General features: G+C 70.1%; 24 protein-coding genes, 1 tRNA gene and 1 pseudogene. 14 read left to right on the top strand and 12 right to left on the bottom strand.

All coding sequences use genetic code 11. From position 1 onward, the window contains the following. Positions 1 to 167: 167 nt before the first annotated feature. The gene (locus B116_RS0115875; protein WP_027660643.1) at positions 168 to 731 is read right to left on the bottom strand and encodes a GNAT family N-acetyltransferase; all 564 of its coding nucleotides are present in this window, start codon (positions 729 to 731) and stop codon (positions 168 to 170) included. A 37-nt stretch (positions 732 to 768) separates the two neighbouring features. Next, positions 769 to 1,461 carry an HAD family hydrolase gene (locus B116_RS0115870; RefSeq protein ID WP_027660642.1) on the bottom strand — a complete coding sequence of 231 codons (693 nt, stop codon included), beginning with the start codon at positions 1,459 to 1,461 and terminating at the stop codon, positions 769 to 771. Between the two features lie 158 nt (positions 1,462 to 1,619). Between B116_RS0115870 and B116_RS0115865 the strand changes: the two genes are divergently transcribed. Further along, positions 1,620 to 2,612, top strand: a complete 993-nt coding sequence (locus B116_RS0115865) for a calcium/sodium antiporter (RefSeq protein WP_027660641.1) — start codon at positions 1,620 to 1,622, stop codon at positions 2,610 to 2,612. 58 nt (positions 2,613 to 2,670) lie between these two features. Here the strand turns inward: B116_RS0115865 and B116_RS0115860 are convergent, their stop codons facing one another. Both B116_RS0115860 and B116_RS0115855 read right to left on the bottom strand, forming a co-directional pair. Next, a complete protein-coding gene (locus B116_RS0115860) occupies positions 2,671 to 3,837 on the bottom strand; it encodes an RNA polymerase sigma factor (protein WP_027660640.1) in 1,167 nt (388 codons plus the stop codon). An 83-nt stretch (positions 3,838 to 3,920) separates the two neighbouring features. Continuing rightward, positions 3,921 to 4,277 carry a YciI family protein gene (locus tag B116_RS0115855; protein WP_027660639.1) on the bottom strand — a complete coding sequence of 119 codons (357 nt, stop codon included), beginning with the start codon at positions 4,275 to 4,277 and terminating at the stop codon, positions 3,921 to 3,923. A 427-nt stretch (positions 4,278 to 4,704) separates the two neighbouring features. Here B116_RS0115855 and B116_RS0115850 point away from each other — a divergent pair, with 427 nt between their 5' ends. After that, a complete protein-coding gene (locus tag B116_RS0115850) occupies positions 4,705 to 6,333 on the top strand; it encodes an RCC1 domain-containing protein (protein ID WP_027660638.1) in 1,629 nt (542 codons plus the stop codon). Positions 6,334 to 6,713: 380 nt separating this feature from the next. On the opposite strand, the gene B116_RS0115845 is transcribed toward B116_RS0115850, so the two are convergent. Then, positions 6,714 to 6,790 (bottom strand) — tRNA-Thr (locus tag B116_RS0115845). Between the two features lie 306 nt (positions 6,791 to 7,096). Between B116_RS0115845 and B116_RS0115840 the strand changes: the two genes are divergently transcribed. Then, positions 7,097 to 8,194, top strand: coding sequence for an ABC transporter ATP-binding protein (locus B116_RS0115840; RefSeq protein WP_018720923.1), 1,098 nt, complete (start codon positions 7,097 to 7,099; stop codon positions 8,192 to 8,194). Positions 8,195 to 8,268: 74 nt separating this feature from the next. On the opposite strand, the gene rlmB is transcribed toward B116_RS0115840, so the two are convergent. Both rlmB and cysS read right to left on the bottom strand, forming a co-directional pair. Continuing rightward, positions 8,269 to 9,414 (bottom strand): 23S rRNA (guanosine(2251)-2'-O)-methyltransferase RlmB, encoded by a 1,146-nt coding sequence (rlmB, locus tag B116_RS0115835; RefSeq protein WP_027660637.1) that lies wholly within the window; start codon positions 9,412 to 9,414, stop codon positions 8,269 to 8,271. Further along, positions 9,414 to 10,829 (bottom strand): cysteine--tRNA ligase, encoded by a 1,416-nt coding sequence (cysS, locus tag B116_RS0115830; RefSeq protein ID WP_018720925.1) that lies wholly within the window; start codon positions 10,827 to 10,829, stop codon positions 9,414 to 9,416. Before cysS ends, rlmB begins: the two co-directional genes overlap by 1 nt. Before the next feature lie 62 nt (positions 10,830 to 10,891). On the opposite strand from cysS, the gene B116_RS0115825 reads away from it, so the two are divergent. Next, positions 10,892 to 11,563, top strand: coding sequence for an IclR family transcriptional regulator (locus B116_RS0115825; protein ID WP_026321466.1), 672 nt, complete (start codon positions 10,892 to 10,894; stop codon positions 11,561 to 11,563). A gap of 99 nt (positions 11,564 to 11,662) precedes the next feature. On the opposite strand, the gene B116_RS0115820 is transcribed toward B116_RS0115825, so the two are convergent. From B116_RS0115820 to B116_RS0115815, 4 genes and pseudogenes are all read right to left on the bottom strand, one after another. Further along, positions 11,663 to 13,381 carry a S8 family serine peptidase gene (locus tag B116_RS0115820; RefSeq protein ID WP_027660636.1) on the bottom strand — a complete coding sequence of 573 codons (1,719 nt, stop codon included), beginning with the start codon at positions 13,379 to 13,381 and terminating at the stop codon, positions 11,663 to 11,665. A 56-nt stretch (positions 13,382 to 13,437) separates the two neighbouring features. Further along, positions 13,438 to 13,627: pseudogene (locus B116_RS26760) on the bottom strand (HAD family hydrolase); the annotation flags it as partial. Further along, on the bottom strand, positions 13,572 to 13,727 hold the full coding sequence (locus B116_RS27855) for a hypothetical protein (protein WP_188116036.1): 156 nt from the start codon (positions 13,725 to 13,727) through the stop codon (positions 13,572 to 13,574). The pseudogene B116_RS26760 and the gene B116_RS27855, both read right to left, overlap by 56 nt. Before the next feature lie 19 nt (positions 13,728 to 13,746). Then, positions 13,747 to 14,709 carry an EamA family transporter gene (locus tag B116_RS0115815; protein WP_027660635.1) on the bottom strand — a complete coding sequence of 321 codons (963 nt, stop codon included), beginning with the start codon at positions 14,707 to 14,709 and terminating at the stop codon, positions 13,747 to 13,749. Positions 14,710 to 14,795: 86 nt separating this feature from the next. On the opposite strand from B116_RS0115815, the gene B116_RS0115810 reads away from it, so the two are divergent. From B116_RS0115810 to B116_RS0115765, 10 genes are all read left to right on the top strand, one after another. Then, entirely contained in the window at positions 14,796 to 15,341 is a 546-nt protein-coding gene (locus B116_RS0115810; RefSeq protein WP_026321467.1) for a CGNR zinc finger domain-containing protein, read from the top strand. A 131-nt stretch (positions 15,342 to 15,472) separates the two neighbouring features. Continuing rightward, a complete protein-coding gene (locus tag B116_RS0115805; protein WP_027660634.1) occupies positions 15,473 to 16,921 on the top strand; it encodes a dihydrolipoyl dehydrogenase family protein in 1,449 nt (482 codons plus the stop codon). Beyond that, positions 16,918 to 17,637 (top strand): TVP38/TMEM64 family protein, encoded by a 720-nt coding sequence (locus tag B116_RS0115800; RefSeq protein ID WP_018720932.1) that lies wholly within the window; start codon positions 16,918 to 16,920, stop codon positions 17,635 to 17,637. The genes B116_RS0115805 and B116_RS0115800 overlap by 4 nt, the downstream gene beginning before the upstream one ends. After that, positions 17,637 to 18,260, top strand: coding sequence for a CDP-alcohol phosphatidyltransferase family protein (locus B116_RS0115795; RefSeq protein ID WP_018720933.1), 624 nt, complete (start codon positions 17,637 to 17,639; stop codon positions 18,258 to 18,260). Before B116_RS0115800 ends, B116_RS0115795 begins: the two co-directional genes overlap by 1 nt. Before the next feature lie 17 nt (positions 18,261 to 18,277). Next, positions 18,278 to 19,489, top strand: a complete 1,212-nt coding sequence (locus tag B116_RS0115790; RefSeq protein WP_027660633.1) for an ABC transporter substrate-binding protein — start codon at positions 18,278 to 18,280, stop codon at positions 19,487 to 19,489. Further along, complete coding sequence (locus tag B116_RS0115785) at positions 19,486 to 20,343, top strand: ABC transporter permease subunit (RefSeq protein ID WP_027660632.1); 858 nt, start codon at positions 19,486 to 19,488, stop codon at positions 20,341 to 20,343. Before B116_RS0115790 ends, B116_RS0115785 begins: the two co-directional genes overlap by 4 nt. 62 nt (positions 20,344 to 20,405) lie before the next feature. Then, on the top strand, positions 20,406 to 21,278 hold the full coding sequence (locus B116_RS0115780; protein WP_397540772.1) for an ABC transporter permease: 873 nt from the start codon (positions 20,406 to 20,408) through the stop codon (positions 21,276 to 21,278). After that, complete coding sequence (locus tag B116_RS0115775) at positions 21,275 to 22,312, top strand: ABC transporter ATP-binding protein (protein WP_018720937.1); 1,038 nt, start codon at positions 21,275 to 21,277, stop codon at positions 22,310 to 22,312. Before B116_RS0115780 ends, B116_RS0115775 begins: the two co-directional genes overlap by 4 nt. 195 nt (positions 22,313 to 22,507) lie before the next feature. Further along, a complete protein-coding gene (locus B116_RS0115770; RefSeq protein ID WP_018720938.1) occupies positions 22,508 to 23,239 on the top strand; it encodes a DUF7873 family protein in 732 nt (243 codons plus the stop codon). Positions 23,240 to 23,866: 627 nt separating this feature from the next. Continuing rightward, positions 23,867 to 24,409: a dihydrofolate reductase family protein gene (locus tag B116_RS0115765; protein ID WP_263404923.1), complete on the top strand. Its 543-nt coding sequence runs from the start codon at positions 23,867 to 23,869 to the stop codon at positions 24,407 to 24,409. Positions 24,410 to 24,483: 74 nt separating this feature from the next. On the opposite strand, the gene B116_RS0115760 is transcribed toward B116_RS0115765, so the two are convergent. Continuing rightward, a partial coding sequence (locus tag B116_RS0115760) for a RidA family protein (protein ID WP_027660630.1) occupies positions 24,484 to 24,881 on the bottom strand: 398 nt, incomplete at its 5' end.

The raw sequence follows: 24,881 nt of genomic DNA, 5'->3' as shown, positions 1-24,881 counted from the left end.
ACTGGCCGTGACCGCTTACCCGACAGTCCACACCCCACTGACACGCACAGCGGGATGATCATTACTGGGGAGTATAGAAGCGGACCAACCGGAGGACTAGCCCGCTTTCACCCTGCCACCGTCAGCTCAGACCGGCACCCCAGACCCGCCATCAGCTCAGACCACCGTCAGCTCAGACCACCGGCACCGCCCGGGCCGCCGGCACCTGCACGCCCGCCGGACCAGTTACCAACCTCGATCCGGTAGCGAACATGGGGCACCCCAGCCCGGTCCTGGCCGGGCCCGGCCAGGACCCCACCGAGCTTCTCCACCGCCCGCCGAGAACGAAGATTCGCCGTACCGACGAGAAAGACGACGGTATCGACGAACCGAAAAGCATGGCGCAGCATGAGCTGCTTGAGTTCCTTGTTGTAAAGCCCACCCCAGTGGGAACGCGCAAGGAAGGTCCACCCAATTTCGACCTCGCGCTGATCCGCGTCGTAGCCGTGGTATCGAGATGAACCGACAAGACGGGACTCTCTGGCGTCGACCACCGCCAACGCGCCGCCGGAGGCGAGGGCATCCTGGAAGAAGGCGTGAAAAATGTCCTTCCGGTACCGGTCCGACTGCGGATGCTGTTCCCACAACAGCGGGTCAGCAGCGACAGCAAACAGCTCATCGTAATCTGCCGACTGAAGCGGCCTTACGCTGAGCAGGTCGCTGGTCAGGACGGGCTGGAGTTCGAACGGCATCGCGGGGCTCCGAATCATAGGCGGGACAACCGTGGCCTCATCCACCCAGCGTGGCAAGCAGCCGGGGGAGGCCAGCGAGGTCCGAGATCCGGTGCACACCCGCCGGTACCGGGACAATCGTCGTCCCCGTCGCCCGTGCACGATCAAGCCAGATTCCGACCAGGCCCGCGTCACGAGCAGCCACCGCATCCGTGTCCAACTGATCGCCCACGTAGGCGACAGCATCCGGAGGCAACCCGAGTGCCCGGCAGCCAGCCAGGAACGCCGAGGGGTCCGGCTTCGCCCGGGCCAGCCGGTCCGCGCAGAGCAGCACCTCGAAGTGGTGGCGCAGCCCCAGGGCGGTCAGTCTGCGCTCCTGATGCACGGTGCTGGAGTTGGAGAGGATCCCGTGCCGGTACGGCAGCGCCGCGAGGGTAGCCGTGACGTCCGGGAATGCCGTCCATGCGCGTTCGAACAGCGCCGTGTAGCGCCGGAGCCACGCGTCCGCCTCCACGTCGTCCAGCGTCCGCCCCAGGAACCCGTTTACCCGCTGCCGTTGACACTGCTCGTACGTGAGCTCCCCAGCAGCCAACCGACCGTAGGCGATCTCGGTCGCCTGCTGCCAACGCTCAACCGACGCCGCTGACGCGGGTAGACCCTCCGCCTGGAAGTGCCGCGACAACGCCCGCCGATCCGAGCCTGAGAAGTCGAAAAGGGTGTCGTCAACGTCCCACAACACCGCCTCGATCACAGCTTGAGGCTAGTGCCCTCCGCAACCCACCGGTACTGGTCGCGTCGCCGCCGTACGCGCCCAGCCCCACCCGAGTCCCCCAGGCAGTAGGTTGGGCTCCGGTAGCCCGGGCGCCGGGTCAACGGGATAGCGAGGACAACGCCGTACATGAGCCCATCATGATCTTCCGAACTCTCCTCGCGGTAGCCGGTCTGTTGCTGCTGACCGTGGCTGCCGACCACCTCGTGCTCGGCGCCTCCCGGCTCGCCCACCGGCTACGGATCAGACCCGTCATCGTCGGTGTCGTGGTGATCGGTCTCGGCACCTCGGCACCGGAGCTGCTGGTCTCCGGAGTGGCTGCGGCCCGCGGCGACACCAGCATCGCCCTGGGTAACATTGCGGGCTCCAACATTCTCAACCTGACCATGGTTCTCGGCATCGCCGCACTGGTCGCCAAGGTCACCGTGAAGTCGACGGTGATCTACCGCGAGGCGCGACTCGCGGTCGGGGCAGTGCTGCTCTTCGGGCTCCTGGCCTGGACCGGCCTAACGGTCGTCACCGGTGCGGTGCTGCTGGTCGCCGCCGCCGGCGCGCTGTGGCTGCTGGTCCGGTGGGCGGGCGAGGGCGAAGCGACCCCGCTGGCCCAGGACGTGGTGGAGCACGTGGAGAACGAGAACATCGCCGCGGTCGCCCCGGCTGGTCAAGACGAGCCGGCGCAGCGGCAACCGCTGGCCTGGTGGGATCCGGTCCGCACCGTACTCGGCCTCGTCGGGGTCCTGGCCGGGGCGCAGCTGCTGGTCGTCAACGCCGCCGCCATCGCCACCGACCTCGGTGTCCCCCAACTGGTCATCGGGATCACCCTGGTCGCGGTGGGCACCTCCCTGCCGGAGCTGGTCACCACGATTCAAGCCCAGCGACAGGGTGAGTCGGACCTGCTCGTGGGCAACCTGTTCGGCTCCAACCTGTTCAACAGTCTCGTCGGCGGCGCCGTGATCGCCTTGGCCGCCCCGAGCAGTGTCCCCGGCACCAATGTCGCGCTCGTCCTGGTGATGGGCCTGGCCGCGGTGGCGGCCTGGATGCTGCTCCGCCGGAGCTATTCACTCACCCGCCCGGAAGGCTCGGTGCTGCTCGCGGCGTATGTGCTGACGATACCGCTGCTGCTGTCCACGTAGCCGGCAAGACCGCCACCGCAGGAGAGCGCAGGCCACCCAGCCGGCGTTGGACGGTTTCCTACGAGGTGGGTGCCGACACCTCGCGCAGGCGTCGGCGTAGGTACCGGTGCTCGGCGTCGGTCCCGCACAGCTCGAGCGCCCGACGGTAGGCGACCGCCGCCTCGGAGTGTCGCCCCAGCCGGCGCAGCAGGTCGGCCCGGGTCGCCGGCAGCAGATAGTAGTCATTGAGCTCTCCGGTGGCGGCCAGGCGATCCACCAACGCCAGTCCGGCTCCGGGCCCGTCGGCCATCGCCACCGCCACCGCCCGGTTGAGCTCGACGACCGGGGTGGGTGCCAGGCGGGCGAGTTGCGCGTACAGGCCGACGATCTGTGGCCAGTCGGTCGCCGCCGTGTCGGGCGCCTCGGCGTGGACCGCGGCGATCGCCGCCTGCACCTGGTAGGTGCCGGGGCGGCGCTGGGCCAGTGCCTCTTCGAGCAGGGCGACTGCTTCGGCGATCTGGGTACGGTCCCAGGCCGAACGGTCCTGTTCGGCCAGGATGACCAGGTCGCCGTGCTGGTCGATCCGGGACGAGCGACGGGCGTCGTGCAGCAACATGAGCGCGAGCAGTCCACGGGCTTCGGGCTCAGCCGGCATCAGAGTGGTGAGGAGGCGGGCCAGCCGGATCGCCTCTCCGGAGAGACCTGCGGTCACGAGGTTCGTCCCGGCGGTCGCCGCGTACCCCTCGTTGAACAACAGATAGAGGACTGCGAGTACGGCCGACAGCCGCTCCGGTAGCAGCTGAGCCGGCGGGATCCGGAACGGGATTCGAGCATGGCGGATCCTGCTTTTCGCACGGAACAGCCGTTGCCCCATGGTGTGCTCCGACACCAGGAAAGCTCGGGCGATCTCCGCTGTCCGGAGCCCGGCGAGGTAGCGCAGCATGAGCGCGACCTGCGCCTCCTTGGTGAGCGCCGGATGCACGCAGGTGAACATCAGCTCGAGGCGTTCGTCGGGGAAGTAGCCGACCGGAGTCGGCTCCCCCAGCCGGGACAGGTCCCGCAGCTTTCCGGCCTCCACGGCGGAGCGACGAAGCCGGTCCACCGCGCGATTGCGGGCCGTGGTGGCGAGCCATCCCCCAGGACGGTCCGGTATCCCCTCCGTCGGCCAGCGCGCGAGCGCCGCGGCGAACGCGTCCTGGGCGCACTCCTCCGCCAGCTCCCAGTCCCCAGCGAGCCGGATCAGCATGGCGACGATCCGCCCCCAGTCGTCGGTGTAGGCGGTGGCGACCACCGCGCTGACCCGGCCCGCCTCGATGTCGGTGCTGCGTCCTACTCCCAGAACGGCCTCAGTTCGACCACATTGCTACGCGCCATCGGATGCTTCGACGCAACCTCTACCGCCTCGTCGAGGTCGGCGCAGTCGAGTACGTCGAAGCCGGCGATCACGTCCTTCGTCTCGGCGTACGGGCCGTCGGTGAGCAGGACCTTGCCATCGCGTACGCGAACCGTCGTCGAATCGCTTTCCGGACGGATCGCCTCGCCCAGCAGCCGTACGCCCCGGCCGTCCATCTCCTCGACCCAGGAGTCAACGTCGATCTCGTCTGGTGCGGCACCGACCGGGCGGCCGAGGTCGCCTGCCCCCTCATCGGCCGACCGGTTGACACACACCAGCATCAGGTACTTCATCTACCTACCTTCTTCGCCTCGTCAGCCACCCGCGCCGGGTGGCTGACCCTACGACGAACGGCCTGCCCTGATTTCTACCCGCATCGCCAACCTATTTCAGCCCGGGAAGTCGGCGATGTTGCCACAGGTGTCGCAACATCGCTAGACCGCTTCCAGTCGAATGCGTACTCGATGCCAGGCCCGATGCGCTCAGAGGTACGGAGGTCGTCCGGCAGTGGGACGGCTGAGCGGACCCCTCACCCGCCGTTCCTTGTCGGTTTCGACCGGCGCTGTCAACTGCACTTCCTCTAAAGGGCGTTTCTCCGCATCTATCTGCGTTAGCTCGTCGACACTAGCTTCTGTCCTATTGGCGATGCTTGCCTGCGTGGAGGTAGGAGTAATGCGAAGATTTTGCCAGCGACTAGGCCACAGTGCCGGCGTGGGCCGGGTGGGTCGGGCCATCGTCGGCTGGTTCTTTCTGGCGTTGGCGGTGACAGTCACGCAGGCAGTCGCTGGCGTGTGGCCTGCGGCCGCGCGGAACACGCCGGCACCGTCCAGTGCCGCGTCGGACACCCTCCTGGCCTGGGGGGAAAACGATGACGGCGAGTTGGGCGACGGAACCACCACCGACAGAAACGCACCCGTCGACGTCAACCTGCCCGCGGGCACAGAGGTCACTGCCATCGCCGCCACCGGCGACCACAGTCTGGCGCTGACGTCCACCGGCACCGTCCTCGCCTGGGGCAAAAACGACGACGGTCAGTTGGGCGACGGAACCAACACCAGCAGAAGCACACCCGTAAACGTCGACCTGCCCGCAGGCGTCACCATCACGGCCATCGCCGCTGGCGACGACCACAGTCTGGCGCTGACCTCCACCGGCACCGTCCTCGCCTGGGGAGATAACGACGAAGGTCAGTTGGGCGACGGAACCAACACCAACCGCAGCACACCCGTCAACGTCGACCTGCCACCGGGAACCACCATCACGGCCATCGCTGGCGGCGACGACCACAGTCTGGCGCTTACGTCCACCGGCACCGTCCTCGCCTGGGGCGAAAACGACGACGGTGAGTTGGGCGACGGAACCACTACCGACAAACTCACACCCGTCAACGTCGACCTGCCCGCAGGCGTCACCATCACGGCCATCGCCGCCCACGGCGATTTCAGTCTGGCGCTGACGTCCACTGATGCCGCCCTCGCCTGGGGCAGAAATTTCTACGGTCAGTTGGGCGACGGAACCACTACCGACAAACTCACACCCGTCAACGTCAGCCTGCCCGCAGGCGTCACCATCACGGCCATCGCCGCCGGCGACCAATACAGTCTGGCATTGACTCCCACCGGCACCGTCCTCGCCTGGGGCGCCAACTTCTTCGGTCAGTTGGGCGACGGAACCAACACCAACAGACTCACACCCGTCAACGTCAGCCTGCCCGCAGGCATCACCATCACGGCCATCACCGGCGGCGACCTCCACAGTCTGGCGATCACCTCCACCGGCACCGTCCTCGCCTGGGGCGCCAACCTCTTCGGTCAGTTAGGCGACGGAACCGACACCGACAGCAGCACACCCATCAACGTCAACCTGCCGCCAGCAACCATCATCACGGCCATCGCCGCCGGCGATTTCCACAGCCTGGCCCTAACCGCACCACCAACCTCCACCACCACCCTGCACGTCACCCCCACCAACCCGGCAGCAGATCAGGACACCACCCTCACCGCCACCGTCACCTGCAACATCGACACCCCCACCGGAACCATCACCTTCCACACCAACACCACCACCCTCGCCACCGTCGCCCTGACCACCAACGCCACCGCCACCGCCACCACCACACTCCCACCCGGCACCCACACCCTCACCGCCCACTACACCAGCACCAACACCTGCCCCAACAGCCAATCCCCACCCACCACCGTCACCATCGCCGCACCACCCGACGAACCCGACCTACCCATCACCGGCCCCAACCTCACCACCACCACCGGCACCGCCGCCCTCTCCATCCTGGCCGGCGCCATCCTCAGCTACGCCGCACGCCGACGCCCACCACACCGGACCACGTAGAAACAAGGTGCCACCAGCCCACACCACCACCCTCCCGCCCGACACCTGCCGGAACCGATCGAGGCAGTTCGCCCTGGGCGACCGCCCCATCGCCCTGGCGGCCTGTGAGCCGGCGCGTGACACCGGTGATGACACGCATCTGAACGACAACGACGCCCCGCCATTGGCCTCCCGGCCGGGCGGGGCGTCGTTGACCGCGACAGGTCAGCAGTCGTCGGCGTGTGGGTCACGATCGCAAATTCGCCGGACGCGGCGTTCTCCTTCACCGCCTCAGGTTCTCGGCGAGTCCGACGGGCGGTGGTCTTGACCTCGTTGCTGTCAGCATGGCTGTCAGGCTGGCGATACACGACGGCATCCAGTCGTGGGATGCCTGGTGGAGTTGGAGCCCCCGGCCGGGATCGAACCGGCGACATCTCGCTTACAAGGCGAGTGCTCTGTCCAGCTGAGCTACAGGGGCGTGTTGCCGACGCCAGCATAGCGACTGACGTCCAGTTTTCCCGCGCGGCAGGCCCCGTCAGCACGACTAACGTCGGCAGCACGCCTCGACTGCCATCGTTTCGTGCCCGCCACTGCCTGCTTGACCGTTATGCGTATGGCCCCAGTCCCACCAGCTGCTCCCGTTCTTGGCACGCGGAGGAAACCGATCTACCGTTCAGGGACGCGGTCGACGCCCGTCGCCCGTGGGCCGGGTCGCAGCTGCGGACCGGTCGCTCTTTCACTCGGATCGTCCGGCACGTTCCTGCCGGTGAAAGGAAGCACCCCCATGGCCACGGTTACCTACGCCAAGGCGTCCCGGATCTACCCGGGCACTGAGCGGCCCGCCGTCAACCAGCTCGACCTGGAGATCGGCGATGGCGAATTTCTGGTCCTAGTCGGCCCCTCCGGTTGCGGTAAGTCCACCAGCCTGCGCATGCTCGCCGGCCTCGAGGACGTTGACCAGGGTTCGATCTCCATCGACGACCGGGATGTCACCCACCTGCCGCCGAAGGCCCGCGACATCGCGATGGTCTTCCAGAACTACGCCCTCTACCCGCACATGTCGGTGTACGAGAACATGGCGTTCGCCCTCAAGCTTCGCAAGACCCCGAAGGCGGAGATCGACCGGCGGGTCAAGGAGGCGGCGACACTGCTCCAGCTGGAGGAGTACCTCGGCCGCAAGCCAAAGGCGCTCTCCGGCGGTCAGCGCCAGCGGGTGGCGATGGGGCGGGCGATCGTCCGCGAGCCGCAGGTCTTCCTGATGGACGAGCCCCTGTCGAACCTCGACGCCAAGCTGCGGGTGCAGACCCGTACGCAGATCGCGTCGCTGCAATCCAAGCTCGGTGTGACCACGGTCTACGTCACCCACGACCAGGTCGAGGCGATGACGATGGGGCACCGGGTGGCGGTCCTGCTCGACGGCGAGCTCCAGCAGGTCGACACGCCGCGGGCGCTCTACGACACCCCGGCCAACGTCTTCGTCGCCGGCTTCATGGGCTCGCCGGCGATGAACATCAAGACCGTGCCGCTGACCGACAAGGGCGCCGAGTTCGCCGAGATGCACATCCCGCTGACCCGCGAGCAGGTCGAGGCGGCCCGCGCCGAGGGGGCCGGCGACAAGGTCGTGGTGGGCTTCCGTCCGGAGGACTGCGAGCTGGTCAGCCCGACCGAGGGTGGCCTGCCGGTCACGGTTGAGCTGGTTGAGGACCTTGGGTCGGACGCGAACATCTACGGTCACGCCGCGCTGGAGGGCACCAACGAGCGGTTCGTAGTCCGCACCGACCGGCGCACCATGCCGAACATGGGCGGCACCGTGTTCGTCCGGCCGCAGCCCGGACGCAGCCACCTCTTCAACTCGAAGACCGGCCTCCGGATCTCGTCCTGACCTACGAATCCTGAGCTACGAAAGGGGGGCGGTCCGCTGATGCGGACCGCCCCCCTTTCGTGTGCGGAGTTAGTTCAGGCCTCGGCGGCCCGGCGGCGAGCCACTTCGCCGAGCGTCACGGCCGCCGCGACGCTGGCGTTCAGCGACTCGACGTCGGAGACCATCGGGATCTGGACGGTTAGGTCACAGGTCTGGCCGACCAGCCGGGACAGGCCGCGCCCTTCGGAGCCCACCACCACAACGAGCGGACCAACAGCGGCTTCCAGATGGTAGAGGTCGGTCTCCCCGTCGGCGTCCAGGCCGACCACGACGAAGCCGGCCTCCTTGCATGCTTTCAGTGCCCGGGTCAGGTTGGTGACCTGGGCGACCGGAACCCGCGCGGCGGCACCGGCGCTGGTCCGCCAGGCGGTCGCGGTGATCCCGGCGGCCCGCCGTTCGGGGACGAAGACCCCCTGCGCGCCGAACGCGGCGGCCGACCGGATCACCGCGCCCAGGTTTCGTGGGTCGGTGACCCCGTCCAGCGCCACCAGCAGCGGGGCGGGCTGTTCCAGCGCCGCCGCCGTCAGGTCCTCGAACGGCTCGTACCGGAACGGCGGCACCTGGAGGCCGACGCCCTGGTGCAACACGCCGCCGGTCATCCGGTCCAGTTCGGCGCGGCTGACCTCCAGCATCGCGAGGCCCCGGTCCGCCGCGGTCCGGACGATCTCGCCGATCCGGTCGTCGGTGTTGATTCCCTGCGCCACGTAGAGGGCGGTGGCCGGCACGTTCGCGCGCAATGATTCGAGCACGGGGTTGCGGCCGACCAACAGTTCGGGAGCATCCTTCGCCGGGTTCGTCCGACGACCGGGGGCGACCCGCGGGCCACCGCTGCGGCTGTCTGGCCGGCCCCGGCCGCTCTTGCTGGGGACGCCCCGGCCGCTCTTGTTGGTGGGAACGCCCCGACCGCCACCCTTGCCCCAGGTGGTGTCCTTCGTGCCGGGTTTACCGATCTTCGGGGCGCGCCCCTCCTCGGCCGCGCTCCGCCGCTCCTTCTCCTGCTTCCAGGCGGTGCGCTGGGGCAGCTTCTCGGTGCCCGAGTACGCCTTGTGCCACGGCCGCTCGTCGGCGGGCAAGGTACGGCCCCGCCCCGCGAGGGCGTCCCGCCCCTTGCCGCCGGTGCCCTTCGGGGCACCCGCCTTCGGGGTCAGCCGTCGGCTACGGCGCTGCGAGTTGCCGGCCATCAGTCCTGCTCTCCAATAGTCCAACGGGGGCCGTTGGGGGTGTCCTCGACCACGACGCCGGCCAGCTTGAGCTGGTCGCGGATCGCATCGGCGGCGGACCAGTCCTTGCGGCTGCGCGCCTGCGCCCGCTGCTCCAGGGCTAGCTGCACCAGCGAGTCGACCACGGCGCACAGGTCGTCCGTGCCGCCGCCGGCGCTCCACGCCGGGTCGAGTGGATCGACCCCGAGGATATCCAGCATCGCCCGCACCTGGCCGAGCGCGGTGCGGACCGTCACATCGTCGCCGCCGGTCAGCGCGGTGTTGCCGTCCCGAACCGTCTCGTGCAGCACGGCGAGCGCCGCTGAGGTGTTCAGGTCGTCGTCCATGGCCGCGGCGAACGCTGCGGGCACCACCGCGGGTTGGCCGGCGCCGACCCGCTCGGCGGACCGCTGCACGAAGCCCTCGATCCGCCGGTACGCGACGGCCGCCTCGCGCAGCGCGTCCTCCGAGTAGTCGATCACCGACCGGTAGTGGGCGGCGGCGTAGTAGTAGCGCAGCTCCACCGGACGCACCCCGAGCGAGTCCACGTACGTCAGGTCGAGGGCGTTGCCGCAGGACTTGCCCATCTTCGTGCCGGCGATGTTGAGCAGGCCGTGATGCACCCAGTAACGGGCGAACGGCAGGCCGGCCGCCTGCGACTGGGCGAGTTCGTTCTCGTGGTGCGGGAAGGTCAGGTCCAGCCCGCCGCCGTGGATGTCGAACTCGCTGCCGAGGTAGCGCCAGCACATCGCCGAGCACTCGATGTGCCAGCCGGGCCGGCCCCGACCCCACGGCGACGGCCAGTACGCGTCGGCGGGCTCGCCGGGCTTGGCCCCCTTCCAGAGGGCGAAGTCGCGCGGGTCACGTTTGCACCGTTCGGGGGCGTCGCCGGCGGGCTGCATGTCGCTCGGGGCCTGGTTGGACAGCGCCCCGTACGCGGGCCAGGAGTGCACGTCGAAGTAGACATCGCCGGAGCCGTCGGAGGCCGGGTAGGCGTGGCCGGCGTCGATCAGCTTCGCGATCAGCTGCAGCATCTCCGGGATGTGCCCGGTGGCCCGTGGCTCGTAGGTCGGGGGCAGCACGTTCAACGCCCGGTACGCGGCGGTCAGCTTCAGCTCGTTGGCGTAGGCGATCGACCAATACGGCCGGTCCTGCTCCACCGCCTTGACCAGGATTTTGTCGTCGATATCGGTAAGATTACGAATGAAGCGGACCTCGAGCCCGCGTGCCAGCAGCCATCGGCGGAGCACGTCGTAGTTGATGCCGGAGCGAAGGTGACCGATGTGCGGCGGCGCCTGAAGGGTGAGACCACACAGGTAGATCCCCACCTTGCCGGCTTCCCGCGGGACGAAGTCCCGCACCGAACGGGTGGCGGTGTCATACAGGCGTAGGGTCACTAGACAAGGGTATCCGTCCCCGCTTCCTCGGGCCGCCGGGAGCCGGGTCGTACGCTGCTGGCGTGGACACGACCCCCCGACGCAGCAACCCGCCGACCCCGCGGGGCGGCGAGAGCGCACAGACGCTGGACCGGGGGTTGCGCCTGCTGCACCTGGTCGCCGACGCGCCCGGCGGGTTGACCGTCACCGAGCTGGCGGGCCAGCTGCGGATCGGGCGCGCCGCCGTGTACCGGCTGGTCGCGCCGTTGAACGCGCATGGCCTGCTGCGCCGCGACACCGACGGTCGACTCCGCCTCGGCGTAGGGGTGCTGAATCTGGCCCGGCGGGCCCAGCCGCTGCTGGCCGAGGGGGCGCTGCCGGCGCTGCGGCAACTCGCCGAGCAGACCGGGGCGACCGCGCACCTGACCGTGGTCGAGGGCGGTGAGGGCGTCGCGCTGGCGGTGGTCGAACCGAGTTGGACCGCCCTGCACGTGGCGTACCGGACTGGGGCGCGGCATCCGCTGGAGCGGGGGGCGGCCGGGCGGGCGATTCTCGCCGGCCGAGCCGGCGTGGCCGAGCCGGTGGACACGGCTGGGGAGTTGCAGTCCGGGGCGTACGGGGTGGCTGCGCCCGTGCTGGGCGTACCGGGGCTGGAGGCGAGCGTCGGTGTGGTCTCCCTGACGCCGCTGGACACCGAGACGATCGGCGGTCAGGTCCGCACGGCCGCCGGCACCGTCGCCGACGCGCTGCGCTGAAGCCGACGTGCCGCGCTGACCGGTTGGGGCCCACGCGGTGCGCTGAGCCGGAAGGCCCGGCCGACCTGTCGGGTCGGCCGGGCCAGTGCTCGGTCCGCCTTACGGCCGGCCGTGCGACTTGAGCGGGGTGGTTACCGCCTCGTACGCGTCGATGACGCCGTGCCCGTAGAAGCCGTTGAAGTTGCGCCCACCGTCGCAGTACGCGTCGTAGGTCTCGTCGCGGCCCTCGTCACGGTACTGCTGTAGCCGCGGGTTCGGGCAGGCCTGCTCGGTGGCGGTGCGGTAGAGGTGCTGCTCGACCAGGTCCGGGGCCAGACCGTAGCCGTTGCGGCCCTGCTTCTTCCCGTGCTTGCTGACGATCAGCGCGGCCACGCCCGAGGCGTGCGGCGACGCCATCGAGGTGCCCTGGAGGTAGCGGTAGTAGCCGCACTCACCGGTGCTCTTGCAGTCCTTGAAGATGAGCCCTTCGGCGCTCGGATCGATGTTGCCGTCCGCGTCCACCAGGCCGTCTTCCTTGAGCACCTTCTCCGGGTAGGTGGAGAGGATCAGGTTGGGGAAGGTGCGGAAGGTGTCCGTGCCGAAACCGTCGCGGAACCAGCCGCCGGGAGCGGCGATACCGATCCGCTCGGTGCCGTAGTTGGAGTAGGCGGCCTTCTTGCCCGAGGGGCCGACGGCGGAGACGCCGATCACGTGCGGCCCTTCGGTCGGCATGTTCCAGCAGCTGTCATTGTCGATCTCACGCGGGTACGGCGGGGTGTCACCGAAGTCCGGGCTGGACGTGTCGATCCGGGGGTCGCCCAGGTCCTCGTGGTTGTTGCCGAGGGAGCCGACCAGGGTGACGCCCTGTTCGTGGGCGAAGTTCAGGGCCCGCTTCATCGCCTTGATGATGGCCCGCTGCTCAGCCTGGTGTTCGGGCGAGTCGGCCGGGTTGGCGGTGCAGTTGTAGAGCCACGGGTCGACGTAGAAGGACATGTTCACCACGTCGAGCCCGGCCCGGCCGGCGTGCATCAACGACTGGACCACCGGCTCCAGGAAGAAGTAGCCGGAGTCCTGGCCGCCCTTCAGCTCCACCAGCGAGACGTTCGGCGCGACCCCGGAGAGGCCGAAGCCGTTGGCGGCGGCGCCGATGGTGCCTGCCACGTGGGTGCCGTGGCCGCCGTCATCGGTGCCGACCGGGTCGAGGCAGCTCGCCACCTCGCACTCACCGTCGACCTCGGGCATGTCCGGCGCGAAGTTGCGGGACAACGCCCAGTTGAAGTTCGGTGCGATGTCGGGGTGGCTGGCGTCGACACCGGTGTCCAGCACGCCGACGGTGACGCGCCGGTCGCCGGACTCCTTCTTCCGGGCCTTGTCGGCGCGGATCATGTCCAGGCCCCACAGCTTGTCGTCCAGCGGGTCCATCTTCTTGCCCTTGCCGGAGCCCTTGCCCTTGCCAGAGTCCTTGCCCTTGCCGGAGCCCTTGCTGTTGATGGTGGTCAGCAGCGCCTCCTGCTCGACCGGGTCCAGCTTGGGCTTACGGCCGATGGCCTTCTGCTCGACGGCACCGATCAGGTTGTCTGCCTCGGCAATCCGATCAGTAAAGTCGGCTTGGTCGCTGGTCACCTGGAACACGCCGACATCATCGATCCGGGTTACGACGGCGCCCCCGGCTGCTTGGATCTCCGCCAGGGCCGCCTCGGCGCTGACGCCGTCCTCCGCGACCACAGTGAAGGTTTCGCTGCTGCTCGGTGCGGCGCCGGCGGGGACACTCAGACCCGTGACCGTCAACGCCAGGCCCGTCACGGTAGCGACGGCGCCTGCGGTGAAGCGTCTACTCACATCGGATCCTCTCGTTGCGGGACGTGGCAGTCATCGAACAGCACTGTCGACGTTTGCACCAGAGGCCTTTCCGATTGCGCCCCGAAGATCGTCTTCGTCCGCAAGAGCAGCCAAGACGGCAGGAAGATCCGTCAAAGTAGACAGCTCCGCGTCTGGCCGCACCCCCGGTGGGCAGGATCGACCATCGCGGCTAAGCCAGACTCCACGCAGCCCGGCGTTCTGCGCCCCGACCACGTTCTGGACGATCCGCCGACTCCGCGAGCGCCGGCAGCGCATCGGGGAAGGGAGCCGCCGGGCGGAGGTCGAGCAGGGTTTCGTCCGCATCGAACACCGCCGTTCTCAGCATGGCGTCGAGCTTGCCAGGGTCAACCGCGGGTGGCGAGTGCCGGTTTCTGCCCCTGCTCCACCATTGGGGTCTCGCGTGGCTCGTCGAGGCGGACCAGGGCCACCCCGGCGACGATCAGAGCCCCACCGACGAGCTGCACCGCGGTGGGCAGTTCGGTCAGCACCAGCCAGGCGATGAGCACGGCGAACATCACCTCGGTCAGCCCGACGAAGGAGGCCAGCCGGGCACCGAGGAGACGGGTCGAGGCAACCCCGGTGAGGTACGCGAGCACGGCCGCGACCAGCACCAGCCCCGCCACCGGCACCAGCCAGCTGGTGCGCTGCCCGGCGAAGTCCACCGGGCCGGTGTACGTCCGCAGCGGCAACACCCCGACCAGCCCGAGAAGGAGCAGCACACCGGCGCCGACCGCCATCCCACCGGAGGCCAGCACCACCGACGGGAGGTTCGCGTCCATCCGGCCGGCGAGCACGAAGTAGCCGGCGAGCCCGACAGCCGCGCCGAGTCCCCAGAGCACACCCACCGGGTCGAGCCGCCCGGCCCCGGCGAGGTCGAGCACGAGGCCGAGCCCGGCCAGGGCGACGACCGACCCGGCGACGGTGAGCCGGCGGGGTCGTTGCCCGTGGGCCAGCCACATCCAGCCGACCACCACCACGACGGCCAGGTACTCCAACATCAGCGCGACGCCGACCGGCAGGTAGCGCACCGCGTTGAAGAAGCACACCTGGGCGAGGGCGACGCCGAGCAGCCCGAACGCACCGATCGAGGCGGCGTTGCGCCGGAGGATCGACCAGCGGCCGCGCAGCGCCAGCACCGCTGGCACCGTCAACACCAGGGCAGCGAGGCCGACCCGGACGACCACCGCCGCCTCGGCGGACCAGCCGGCGTCGATCAACGAGCGGGCGAACGTCCCGGAGGTCGCGAAGGTCAGTGCCGAGAGCACCGCCAGCAGGAGGCCGGCGCTGCCGCGCGGGGGTTGACGCATGGGTTTCTCCTTGGCAACAACACCATGTCATGAGCAAAATGAGGCAACGCTGATGACGCTAGGCTGCCGCCATGACAGGAGTCAAGTTGCTTTTTGCCCATGACACCGAACATTCATTGATCGCCGCCGCGGCCCTGGTGAACACCGACGGCAGAGCCGGCGACGACCTGCCCGACACGGCCGCGCTGAACAACTTCTTCATCGCGCACGCGTACAGCGGCCGACACGAGCACACCGACGACGAACTGCGGGCGGTACGCGAGCTGCGTCCCCGGCTGCGCCGGATCTGGCACAGCGACACCGACGAGATCGTGTCCATCGTCAACGGGCTGCTCCGGGAGAACTCCGCCCTACCCCAGCTCATCACGCACGACAACGAGCCGTACCACCTGCACGCGGTGCCCCGGGACGCGCCGCTCGCGACCCGGATGGCGGTGGAGTCCGCCATGGCGATGGTCGACCTCGTCCGCAGCGGCGAACTGGGCCGACTACGAAGCTGCGACCATCCCGAGTGCGGCAACGTCCTGGTCGACCTGTCGCGAAACCGATCCCGCCGCTTCTGCGACGCCGGCTGCGGCAACCGGGCCGCCGTCACCGCCTACCGCGCCCGCAAGACCACCAGCCGCTCCTGAGCCGGCCACCGCGCCGATCCGCCACAACTAGTTCTCACCGTTGCATTACCGGGTTCGGTGGCCGGGGCCCCAACCGGGCATCCTGAACAGGCACGGCCGCACGGGCGGCACAGCGAGGAAGGCTGGATTGGGTGGAAGAGTGGGATCTTGTGGTCCTCGGTGGCGGCACCGCGGGGCTCGTGGCAGCCAAGACCGCCGGCCGGTTCGGTGCCCGGGTGCTGCTGGTCGAATCCGAGCGCACCGGGGGTGACTGCCTCTGGACCGGATGCGTGCCCAGCAAATCGCTGATCGCCGCCGCGCACGCCGCGCACGCCGTCCGCACCGCCGACCGGTACGGGGTGCAGACCGGCCCGCCGAAGGTCGACGACGCCGCCGTGCTCGCCCACGTACGGGCATCGATCACCCGAATCGAGCCGGTGGACTCCCCCGCGGCGATCAGCGCCACGGGGGCGACGGTGGTGGCCGGCCGAGCGAAGTTCACCGGACCGGGGACGCTACAAATCACCGACGACGCGGGCACCCGACCAGCCCGGTTCCGCTGGGCACTGATCGCCACTGGTGCCGCGCCGGCCCTACCCACCGTGCCCGGCCTCGCCGAGGCCGACCCGCTGACCACCGACACGCTCTGGGACCTCACCGAGTTGCCCCGGCGGCTGGCGATCCTCGGCGGCGGCCCGATCGGCTGCGAGCTGGGCCAGGCCCTCGCCCGGCTCGGCGTCGAGGTCACCCTCATCGAGCTGGCCGACCGGCTACTGGGCAAGGAGGAGCCGGAGGTCGGCGCGCTGATCGCCGAACGGCTCCGCACCGAGGGCGTGACCGTGGTGACCGGGACCGGCGTCGACCGGGTCGCCGGCGGCACGCTCCACCTCAGCAACGGCCCAACGGTCGAGGTCGACCGGATCCTGGTCGCCACCGGACGTCGACCGCGCAGCACCGACCTGGGCCTGGCCGCCGCCGGAGTGCGCTGCGCCGAGCAGGGGCACGTCGTGATCGACGGCATGATGCGGACCAGCAACCGGCGGATCTTCGCCGCCGGTGACGTCACCGGCACCCTCCCGTTCACCCACGTCGCCGGGGTGCAGGGCGGATACGCCGCCACCAACGCGCTGCTCGGGCTGCGCCGCCGCATCGACTACGCCGCCGTACCGTGGGTGACCTTCACCGACCCGGAGGTGGCGCGCGTCGGGGCGACCCTCGCCCAGGCCCGCCAGCGGCACGGCACCCGAGCACGTGCGGAACGGCTCGCCCACGACCACGTCGACCGGGCGATCACCGACGGTCGTACCGACGGATTCACCCAGCTGGTGAGCGGGCCGGGCGGCCGGCTCCTCGGCGCCACCGTCGTCTCGCCCCGGGCCGGTGAGACGATCGCCGAGCTCGCCGCCGCGATCCGGCGCGGCGCGAAGGTACGCGACGTGGCCAGCACCGTGCACCCCTACCCGACGTACGGGGACGGGCCGTGGAACGCCAGTCTCGCCCAGCTCCGCGCCGACCTGACCGCGCCGCTGCCGACCCGGGCGATGACCGCGCTCCGCACCCTGCGCCGCGCCCTGCACCCGATCCGGGGTGGGAACCGATGACCGACGAATCAGCCCAGCCCGCGGCGACGTCACGGCTCGTCCGGATCGTCGGCTCACCGTGGCCGAGGCTGGCCTTCCTGGTGGTCCTGCTGGCCGGCGCGGCGACGCTGCTGGCCACCCAGGGCACCCCGGACGTGGAGACGCTGCAGGACCGCGTCGCCGCCGCCGGGCCGTGGGCACCGCTGCTCTACATCGTCGGGTACGCCCTGGGCACCGTGCTGCTGGTCCCCGGGGTGCTGCTCACCGCGGCTGCCGGGGCGCTGTTCGGGGTGGTCGGCGGATCAGTGGTGGTGCTGGTGGGGGCGACCCTGGGAGCGGTGGCGTCGTTCCTGCTCGGCCGGCTGCTGGGTCGCCCGGCCGTGGAGCGGCTCGTCGGCGGCCGGCTGCACCGCCTGGACCAGTTCCTGGCGCGGCGCGGGCTGATCGCGGTGATCGGGCTGCGACTCGTGCCGCTGGTCCCGTTCGCGCTGCTCAACTACGGCTCCGGGGTGACCGCCGTCCGGCTGCGCGACTACGCCCTGGGCTCGGCGATCGGTATGACGCCGGGAATTGTCGCCTACACCGCGGTCGGTGGCTCGCTGACCGATCCCACCTCGCCGCAGTTCCTCGCCGCCGTGGCCGGTCTGGCCGCGCTGACCCTGGCCGGTGCGGCGGCGGCCCGCCGGGTCCGGCGCCGGGACTCCCGCCCGGTGCCGGCCACCGAGGGCACCACCTGATGATCGACGCACGTCTGCGACCGGTCCTGGCCAAGACCCTGGACCGGTTCGCCGCCGCCGTGGACCGGCCGTGGGTGACGCCCGGCCGGTTGACCGCCGCCGGCCTGGCCCTGGGCCTGGCCGCGAGCGCCGCCGCGGCGGCCGGCTGGTGGTGGCCGGCGCTGGTGGCGTGGCTGGTGTCCCGGCTCGCCGACGGCCTCGACGGCCCCCTCGCCCGCCGCCGCGGCACCGCCTCCCCGTTGGGCGGGTTCCTCGACATCGTCGCGGACTTCACCGTGTACGGGGCGTTCGTCGCCGGAGTCGCCGTCGGCGCTGCCGGGCCCGCCACCCCGTTCCTGGTCCTGCTGGTGACCTACTACGTCAACGGGGCGACGCTGCTGGCGTACTCGTCGATCGCCGAACGGGTGGGCCGGCAACGCGGTGACGAGCGGTCGCTGCACTTCCTCGGCGGACTGGCCGAGGGCGCCGAGACCATCGCCGTACACGCCCTCTTCTGCCTGCTGCCCGGCTTCGCCGGCCAGCTCGCCTGGGGTTGGGCCGCCGTGGTCGCCATCACCGCCGGGCAACGCGTCGTGCACGCTGTCCGTACCCTGTCCGAGCCCGCCGGGAGGCCCACCCGATGAACCGACGATGGCGCGCGGTGGCGACGCTGACCGCCGCCGGCCTGCTCGCCGCCGGCTGCACCGCCGGCACCGGCGACGTCGACCCCGCCCCCCGCGACTTCGCCCAGGTGCTGCAGGAGGCCCGCGGGCAGACGGTCAACCTCTTCATGTACGGCGGCGACGACGGCGCCAACCGCTATGTCGACGAGGTCGTCGCCCCGGCCGCCCGCGAACGGCTCGACGTCCGGATCAACCGGGTACCGATCACCGACACCGCCCTGGCAGTCAACAAGGTCCTCGGCGAGAAGCAGGCCGGCCGCGGCTCAGGCGGATCGGTGGATCTGGTGTGGATCAACGGGGAGAACTTCCGCACCGGCAAGCAGGCCGGGCTGTGGCAGTGCGGGCTGGTCGAGCTGTTGCCGAACATGCGCTACGTCGACTGGTCCGAGCCGACGGTCGCCAACGACTTCGGCACCCCGGTCGAGGGGTGCGAGGTGCCGTGGAGCCGCGCCCAGTTCGCGTTCAGCTACGACTCCGCGCGGGTCAGCGACCCGCCGACCAGCGTCGCCGGGCTGCTGGACTGGATCCGCGCCCACCCAGGCCGGTTCACCTACCCCGCCCCGCCGGACTTCACCGGCTCGGTCTTCGTCCGGCATGCCCTCTACCACCAGGCCGGCGGGGTCGACCAGATCCCGGACGACTTCGACCAGGCCGCCTACGACCGGCTCACCCCGCCGCTGTGGCAGACCCTGCGCGAGCTGCGGCCCGCCCTGTGGCGTGCGGGTGAGACGTACCCGGCCAACGAGAAGGAGCTCAACGACCTGTACGCCAACGGGCAGGTCGACTTCACCATGACGTACGGGCCGGCGCAGGTCACCAGCCTGGTCGAACGGGGACAGTTCCCGGCCACCACCCGTACCCTGCTGCTGGACGAGGGCACCATCGGCAACACCAACTATCTCGCCGTACCGGCCAACGCCGCCAACCGCTCCGCCGCCCTCGCCCTGGCCGACCTGATGCTCTCCCCCGAGTTGCAGTACGAGAAGGCCCGCCCCGACGGGTGGGGCCAGTACCCGGCCGTGAACCTCGACAAGCTCGACGTCGAGTGGCGGGACCGCTTCGCCGCCCTGCCCACCTCGGCTCAGGTGCCAAGCTACGACCAGCTGTCGCGTAACAGCCAACCGGAGCTACGGGCGCAGTGGCTGCCGCCGTTGGAGGAGGGCTGGCGACGCGAGGTACTGCAACAGTGAACCACCGCCGCACCGGGCTCCTGCTGATCCTGCCGGCGCTGGCCACCGTGGTGCTGCTCTTCGGCGGCGGCCTCGGCTACGGGTTCGCCCAGAGCCTCGGCCTGGCCGGGTTCACCGACACGCCGGTCGGCCTGGCCGCCTACCAGCGGGTGACCGACGGTCCGGCGTTCACCGACGGACTGCTGCTGAGCCTCTGGATCTCCACCGTCGCCACCGGGCTCGCCGTCGCCCTCGGTGTCGCCGCCGCCCTGGCCCTGCGCCGCACAGCCGCGGGCCGACGCACGGCCACCTTCCTGGCCCAGCTCGGGCTGCCGGTGCCGCACCTGATCGGCGCGGTCGCGATCGGGCTGCTGCTGGCCGACTCCGGCCTGCTGGCCCGCGCCGCCCGTACCGTCGGCGTCGCGCTGCCCGCCCTGGTCGCCGACCCGCACGCGGTCGCCGTGATCGCCGAGTACGTGTGGAAGGAGGCGCCGTTCGTGCTGATCGTCGTCCTCGCCGCGCTCGGCGGTCCGGTAGCCGAGCACGAACGGGTCGCCGCCACCCTCGGCGCCCGCCCCCGGCAGGTGCTGCGGCACGTGACCCTGCCCCTGCTCGCCCCGTCGATCCTGGCCGTGGCGGTGCTGATCTTCGCCTTCACCCTCGGCGCGTACGAGGTGCCCGCCCTGCTCGGCCGCGCCTACCCGCAGCCGCTACCGGTCCTGGCCTACCAGCGGTTCACCGCCGCCGAACTCTCCGGCCGGGCCGAGGGCGTCGCCGTCGCCCTGCTGATCGCGGTCATCGCCGTCGCGGCGGCGCTCGCGTACACCGGGGCCAGCCGGCGTGCCGTCGGCCGGGTGACGGGAGCGCGGCGATGACGGAAGCGGGGCCGGCGACGGGATCCCGGCCAGTACGGGAAGCGCGACCGGGGCGGGGAGCGGTGCAGGAAGCGGGGCCGGTGGCGGGAGCGCAGCTGGTTCAGGGAGCGGGGCGGCCCCGGCGGCCGCTCGGCGCGGCGTTGGCCCGCCCCACGGTACTGATCCTCACCGGCCTCTGGGTGGCGGGGCCGCTGCTGCCGCTGGCAGTACAGGCCTTCACCGACCAATGGTTCTACCCCGACCTGTGGCCGGCTCGCTGGTCGCTGGTCGGCTGGGAGCAGGCGCTCGGCCCACAGTCCCGCCTCGCCGAGGCCGTCGCCACCTCCATCAGCATCGGTGCCGCCGTCGCCGCCCTCGCCACCGTCCTCGGGGCCGCCGCCGGGCGCGCGTTGGCCTGGCACCGGCTGCCGGGGAGACGGCTGATCGAGCTGGTTCTGCTCGCCCCGGTGCTGGTACCCCCGTTCGCCGTCGCCATGGGCGCGCAGATCGTCTACCTGCGCGCCGGGCTCGCCGACTCGCTCGCCGGCGTGGTCCTGGCCCAGCTACCCGCCGCCACCGCGTACGCCACACTGCTGATGTCCGGGGTGTGGGCCGGCGTCGACCCGGCTCTGGAACGGCAGGCCCGCACCCTCGGCGCCGGGGCGTGGCGGGCGTTCCGCGAGGTCAGCCTCCCCCAGCTGCGTGGCGGTCTGGTCGTCGCCGCCATGTTCGCCTTCCTCATCTCCTGGAGCGACTATCTGTTGACCCTGCTCATCGGTGGTGGCGTCGTCACCACGGTGCCGCTGCTGCTCTTCGCCACCGCCGCCGGCAGCGGCAACCAGGCCGCCACCGCCGCCATCGCGCTGGTCGCCGTCGCCCCGCCCCTGCTGCTGACCGCCCTCGCCGCCCGGCAACTCGCCGGCCGCGACACCGCCTTGCTCGGAGTCGGCCGATGACCACCGACATCACCATCGCCGACCTGGACCACACCTACCCCGGCGCGACCACGCCGACGCTGCGCCGGGTCAGCCTGGAGGTGCCGGCGGGCACCCGTACCGCCGTCCTCGGGCCCTCCGGCAGCGGCAAGTCCACCCTCCTGTCGATCGTCGCCGGGCTGAGCGCCCCCACCGGCGGCGACGTCCGGGTCGCCGGCCACAGTGTCCTGCGCCAGCCCCCGCACCGGCGCGACCTCGGCGTCGTCTTTCAACGCCCGCTGCTCTTCCCGCACCTCACCGTGGCCGAGAACGTCGCCTTCGGGCTGCGCATGCGCGGCACCGACCGCGCTGCCATCCGGCGGCGGGTCGCCGAGCTGCTCGACGCCGTCGCGCTACCGGGCTACGGCGAGCGGCGCAGCAGCGAACTCTCCGGCGGCCAGCAGCAACGCATCGCCCTCGCCCGCGCCCTGGCCGTCCGCCCCGGGGTCCTGCTGCTCGACGAGCCGTTCAGCGCCCTCGACCCGCAGCTACGCGGCGACATGCGGGCACTCCTCACCGAGCTGCACCGGCGGGAGGGCAGCACCACCCTCTTCGTCACCCACGACCGCGACGAGGCCACCGACGTGGCCGACACGGTCACCGTGCTTCTCGACGGCCGGGTCGCGCAGCACGCCCCACCCGCCGACCTGTTTCGCCGGCCCACGACCCTGGCTGTCGCCCGATTCCTGGGCGGCGCCGGCAATGCCATCCCCGGCACCGCTTCCCCCGGCCACTTCGACTGCCCCCTCGGCCGCCTCCGCCTCGACACCGACCACCGCGGAGCAGGCCTGCTCCTCATCCGCCCGGAAGCCATCGTGGTCGGGGACCAGCAGGGGGACAATGTGGTGCCGGCGACCATCACCGCCGTCACCGACCGGGGCACCCACCTCGACATCCAGGCCACCAGCGGCGGAGTCACCCTGCACCTCACCACCGGGCCGGCAGCACCGCTGCGCCCCGGCGACGGCACCTCCCTCTGGCTACCCCCGACCCACCTCAGCGTGGTCGCCCCTTAGTCACGGCAGGACCGCGTCGGGCTTACTCCTCGCCGACGTCACCGGCCATGATGGACCACCAGAGGTCCGGGCTGATAGTCAACCGTCTTCGGCCGGCCAGCGGGCGTCGCGAGGGGATTCCATCCGCCCGCGTCACGCTGATGTTTGCCACAGTGGGCAGGGGTGCTAACGTACCGCTGGTCGATAGGAGAAATTGTGCCGAGGCTTAACCAGATAATCGCGGTCGAAAAGGGCGTCAAGAGCAAGTCGTTCGCGGACTGGACTGAGGCACACCATGCCCTGCAGAAGACCGCTCCGTTGGCAGGCATCTCGCGCACCTACCAGCCCAAGGACGAGGAAGGCGAGCAACTGCCGGCCGAGTCGACGCGGGTGCAGATCAAGGCCGAGGACATCCTGCGGCAGGTCTCGACAACGCTCACACGCCTTCTTGACGTTACGGCCACCAAGGACTGGACCAACTGTGTGGCGCACGCCGACATCGTGGTCGACGGTCAGACCGTAGCCAGCGGCGTACCAGTCACATACTTGCTGTTTCTTGAGAAGCAGCTGGTCGACTTGCACACCTTCGTCAAGAAGCTGCCAGTCCTGGACGCTGCTGAGTCGTGGGTACGTGACGAGTCCACCGACAGTTGGCGGACCGAGTCGGTACGTACCATTCGGACTAAGAAAGTTCCGCGCAACCACGTGAAGGCCGAGGCCACGGAGAAGCACCCGGCCCAGGTTGAGGTCTACTACGAGGATGTGGCCGTCGGTTACTGGACGACGGTGAAATTCTCCGGAGCCCTGCCAGCCAAGCGGGTCAACGAAATCCTCGACCGCGTCGTGGCGCTGCAAGCAGCGGTCAAGTTCGCGCGGGAGGAGGCCAACAATACCGAGGCCGTTGAAAAGCGGGTAGGCGCAGCGGTCTTTGACTACCTGTTCGGGTAGCCGTCATAGGTTCCCCTGTGGGAGCGCAGGGGTGCGCCAAGGGCGCAAAGCTGAAGCTGAAGCTTAAACTGACGAACGCGGTCCAGTGCAGGTTCGATCCCTGCCCCCGGCACTTCTCGGGTCGGGGTAGCCCAACTGGCAGAGGCAGCCACGGTCAATCTCAGATTATCGCTCCAACTTCAGTATTCGCCACTGAACACCGGGTCGAACGAATGTGGACGCTGATCGTCGGATGCTGGTTCAAGTCCAGCTCGCCGCTCCAACATGCGGCGATAGTTTAACGGTAAAACCTGATGTCGTAACGAATGATCTGCATTCTTAAAAGTGTCGGTGTGCAAAAATCGGTGGCAAACCGAGGCCCGGGGATTGGACATATCCCCGGGCCTCACCATGGCGAGTTCAGGCAGTCCCGGTATTTGATCTTGGTAGATCAGTGGGGCGTGGTCCACGCCGATGCCCACGGTGGGGTACGCCGGTGAGTCGACGGGGCGCCGGAATGTCGGTGCGTGATGATGACATCGGCGGAGGCGAGCCGCTTGCGCTCATGACACCTCGGCACCCGGAGAGGTGGGCAGGGGCGCTATTCCCGGCTCGCGAAACAGGATGCCAGCAACCGGTGGGGGTGCCATGGGAAAAGTAGTGCTAGATATGACGATGTCGGTAAATGGCTGCATTGCCGGGCCGGACGGCGGGCCCGAAGGGCTGCATGACTGGTTCTTCGCCCCCTCGCCGGAGAGCCAGGCGATCGTCGAGGAGCTGCAGCGCAGCATGGGCGCGATGGTGATGGGGCGACGCACCTACGACCAGGGCGCCAGCCAGGACGGGTTCGTGGACAACCCGTTCCTGGTCGAGCACTTCGTCGTCTCGCACAGCACACCGGAGCAGGTGGCCAAAGGGGACACCGTCTTCCACTTCATCCCGGACGTGGCCGAGGCGGTGGGCCGCGCCCAGGTCGCCGCGGGAGAGCGCGAGGTCATCATCGGCGGCGGCGCCCAGCTCGCCCAGCAGTGCCTGGCTGCGGGGCTCGTCGACGAGATCCGGCTGGCGGTACGGCCCATGGTGATCGACGACGGGATCAAGCTGTTCGACGCCACCGCCCTGCGGTTGGAGAACATCGGTGCGATCGATACGCCCCAGGCGACCCACCTGCGATTTCGGATCCTGCGCTGAGCTGTGATGTTCCCTGGGCGGGCCAGGGCCACGCCCAGGGAACATCGACCCGCGCCACGCCGGCCTCGGCTAACTCAACGTGACACTGCGTCGAGGACCGCCGTGGCCTCGACCTCGACCAGCAGGTCGGGGCCGGCGAGCGCGCTGATGCCCAGGCCTGTCAACGGGGCGGCCAGGGTGACGCCCAGCTTCGCCGCCGCCCGCGCGATCCCCTCTCCCAGGAGCGCCATCTTGTCGGGCGTCCAGTCGACGACGTACACGGTCAACTTCGCCACATCATCGAAGGAGCCGCCGACCTCGGCCAGGGCGGTGGCGACGTTGAGGTAGCACTGCTCGACCTGGGCAGCGAGGTCGCCCACGCCAACCGTGTTCCCGTCGGCGTCGACGGCGACCTGGCCGGCGAGGAAGACCAGCCGCGACCCGGTGGCGACCGCCACCTGCGAGTAGAGGTCGACCTTCGGTAGCCCTTCGG

The sequence above is a fragment of the Salinispora fenicalii genome (assembly GCF_000514815.1).
Classification (GTDB): domain Bacteria; phylum Actinomycetota; class Actinomycetes; order Mycobacteriales; family Micromonosporaceae; genus Micromonospora; species Micromonospora fenicalii.
The sequence above is the reverse complement of the archived record's forward strand: the minus strand, read 5'-3'. Positions and strand labels throughout refer to the sequence as shown.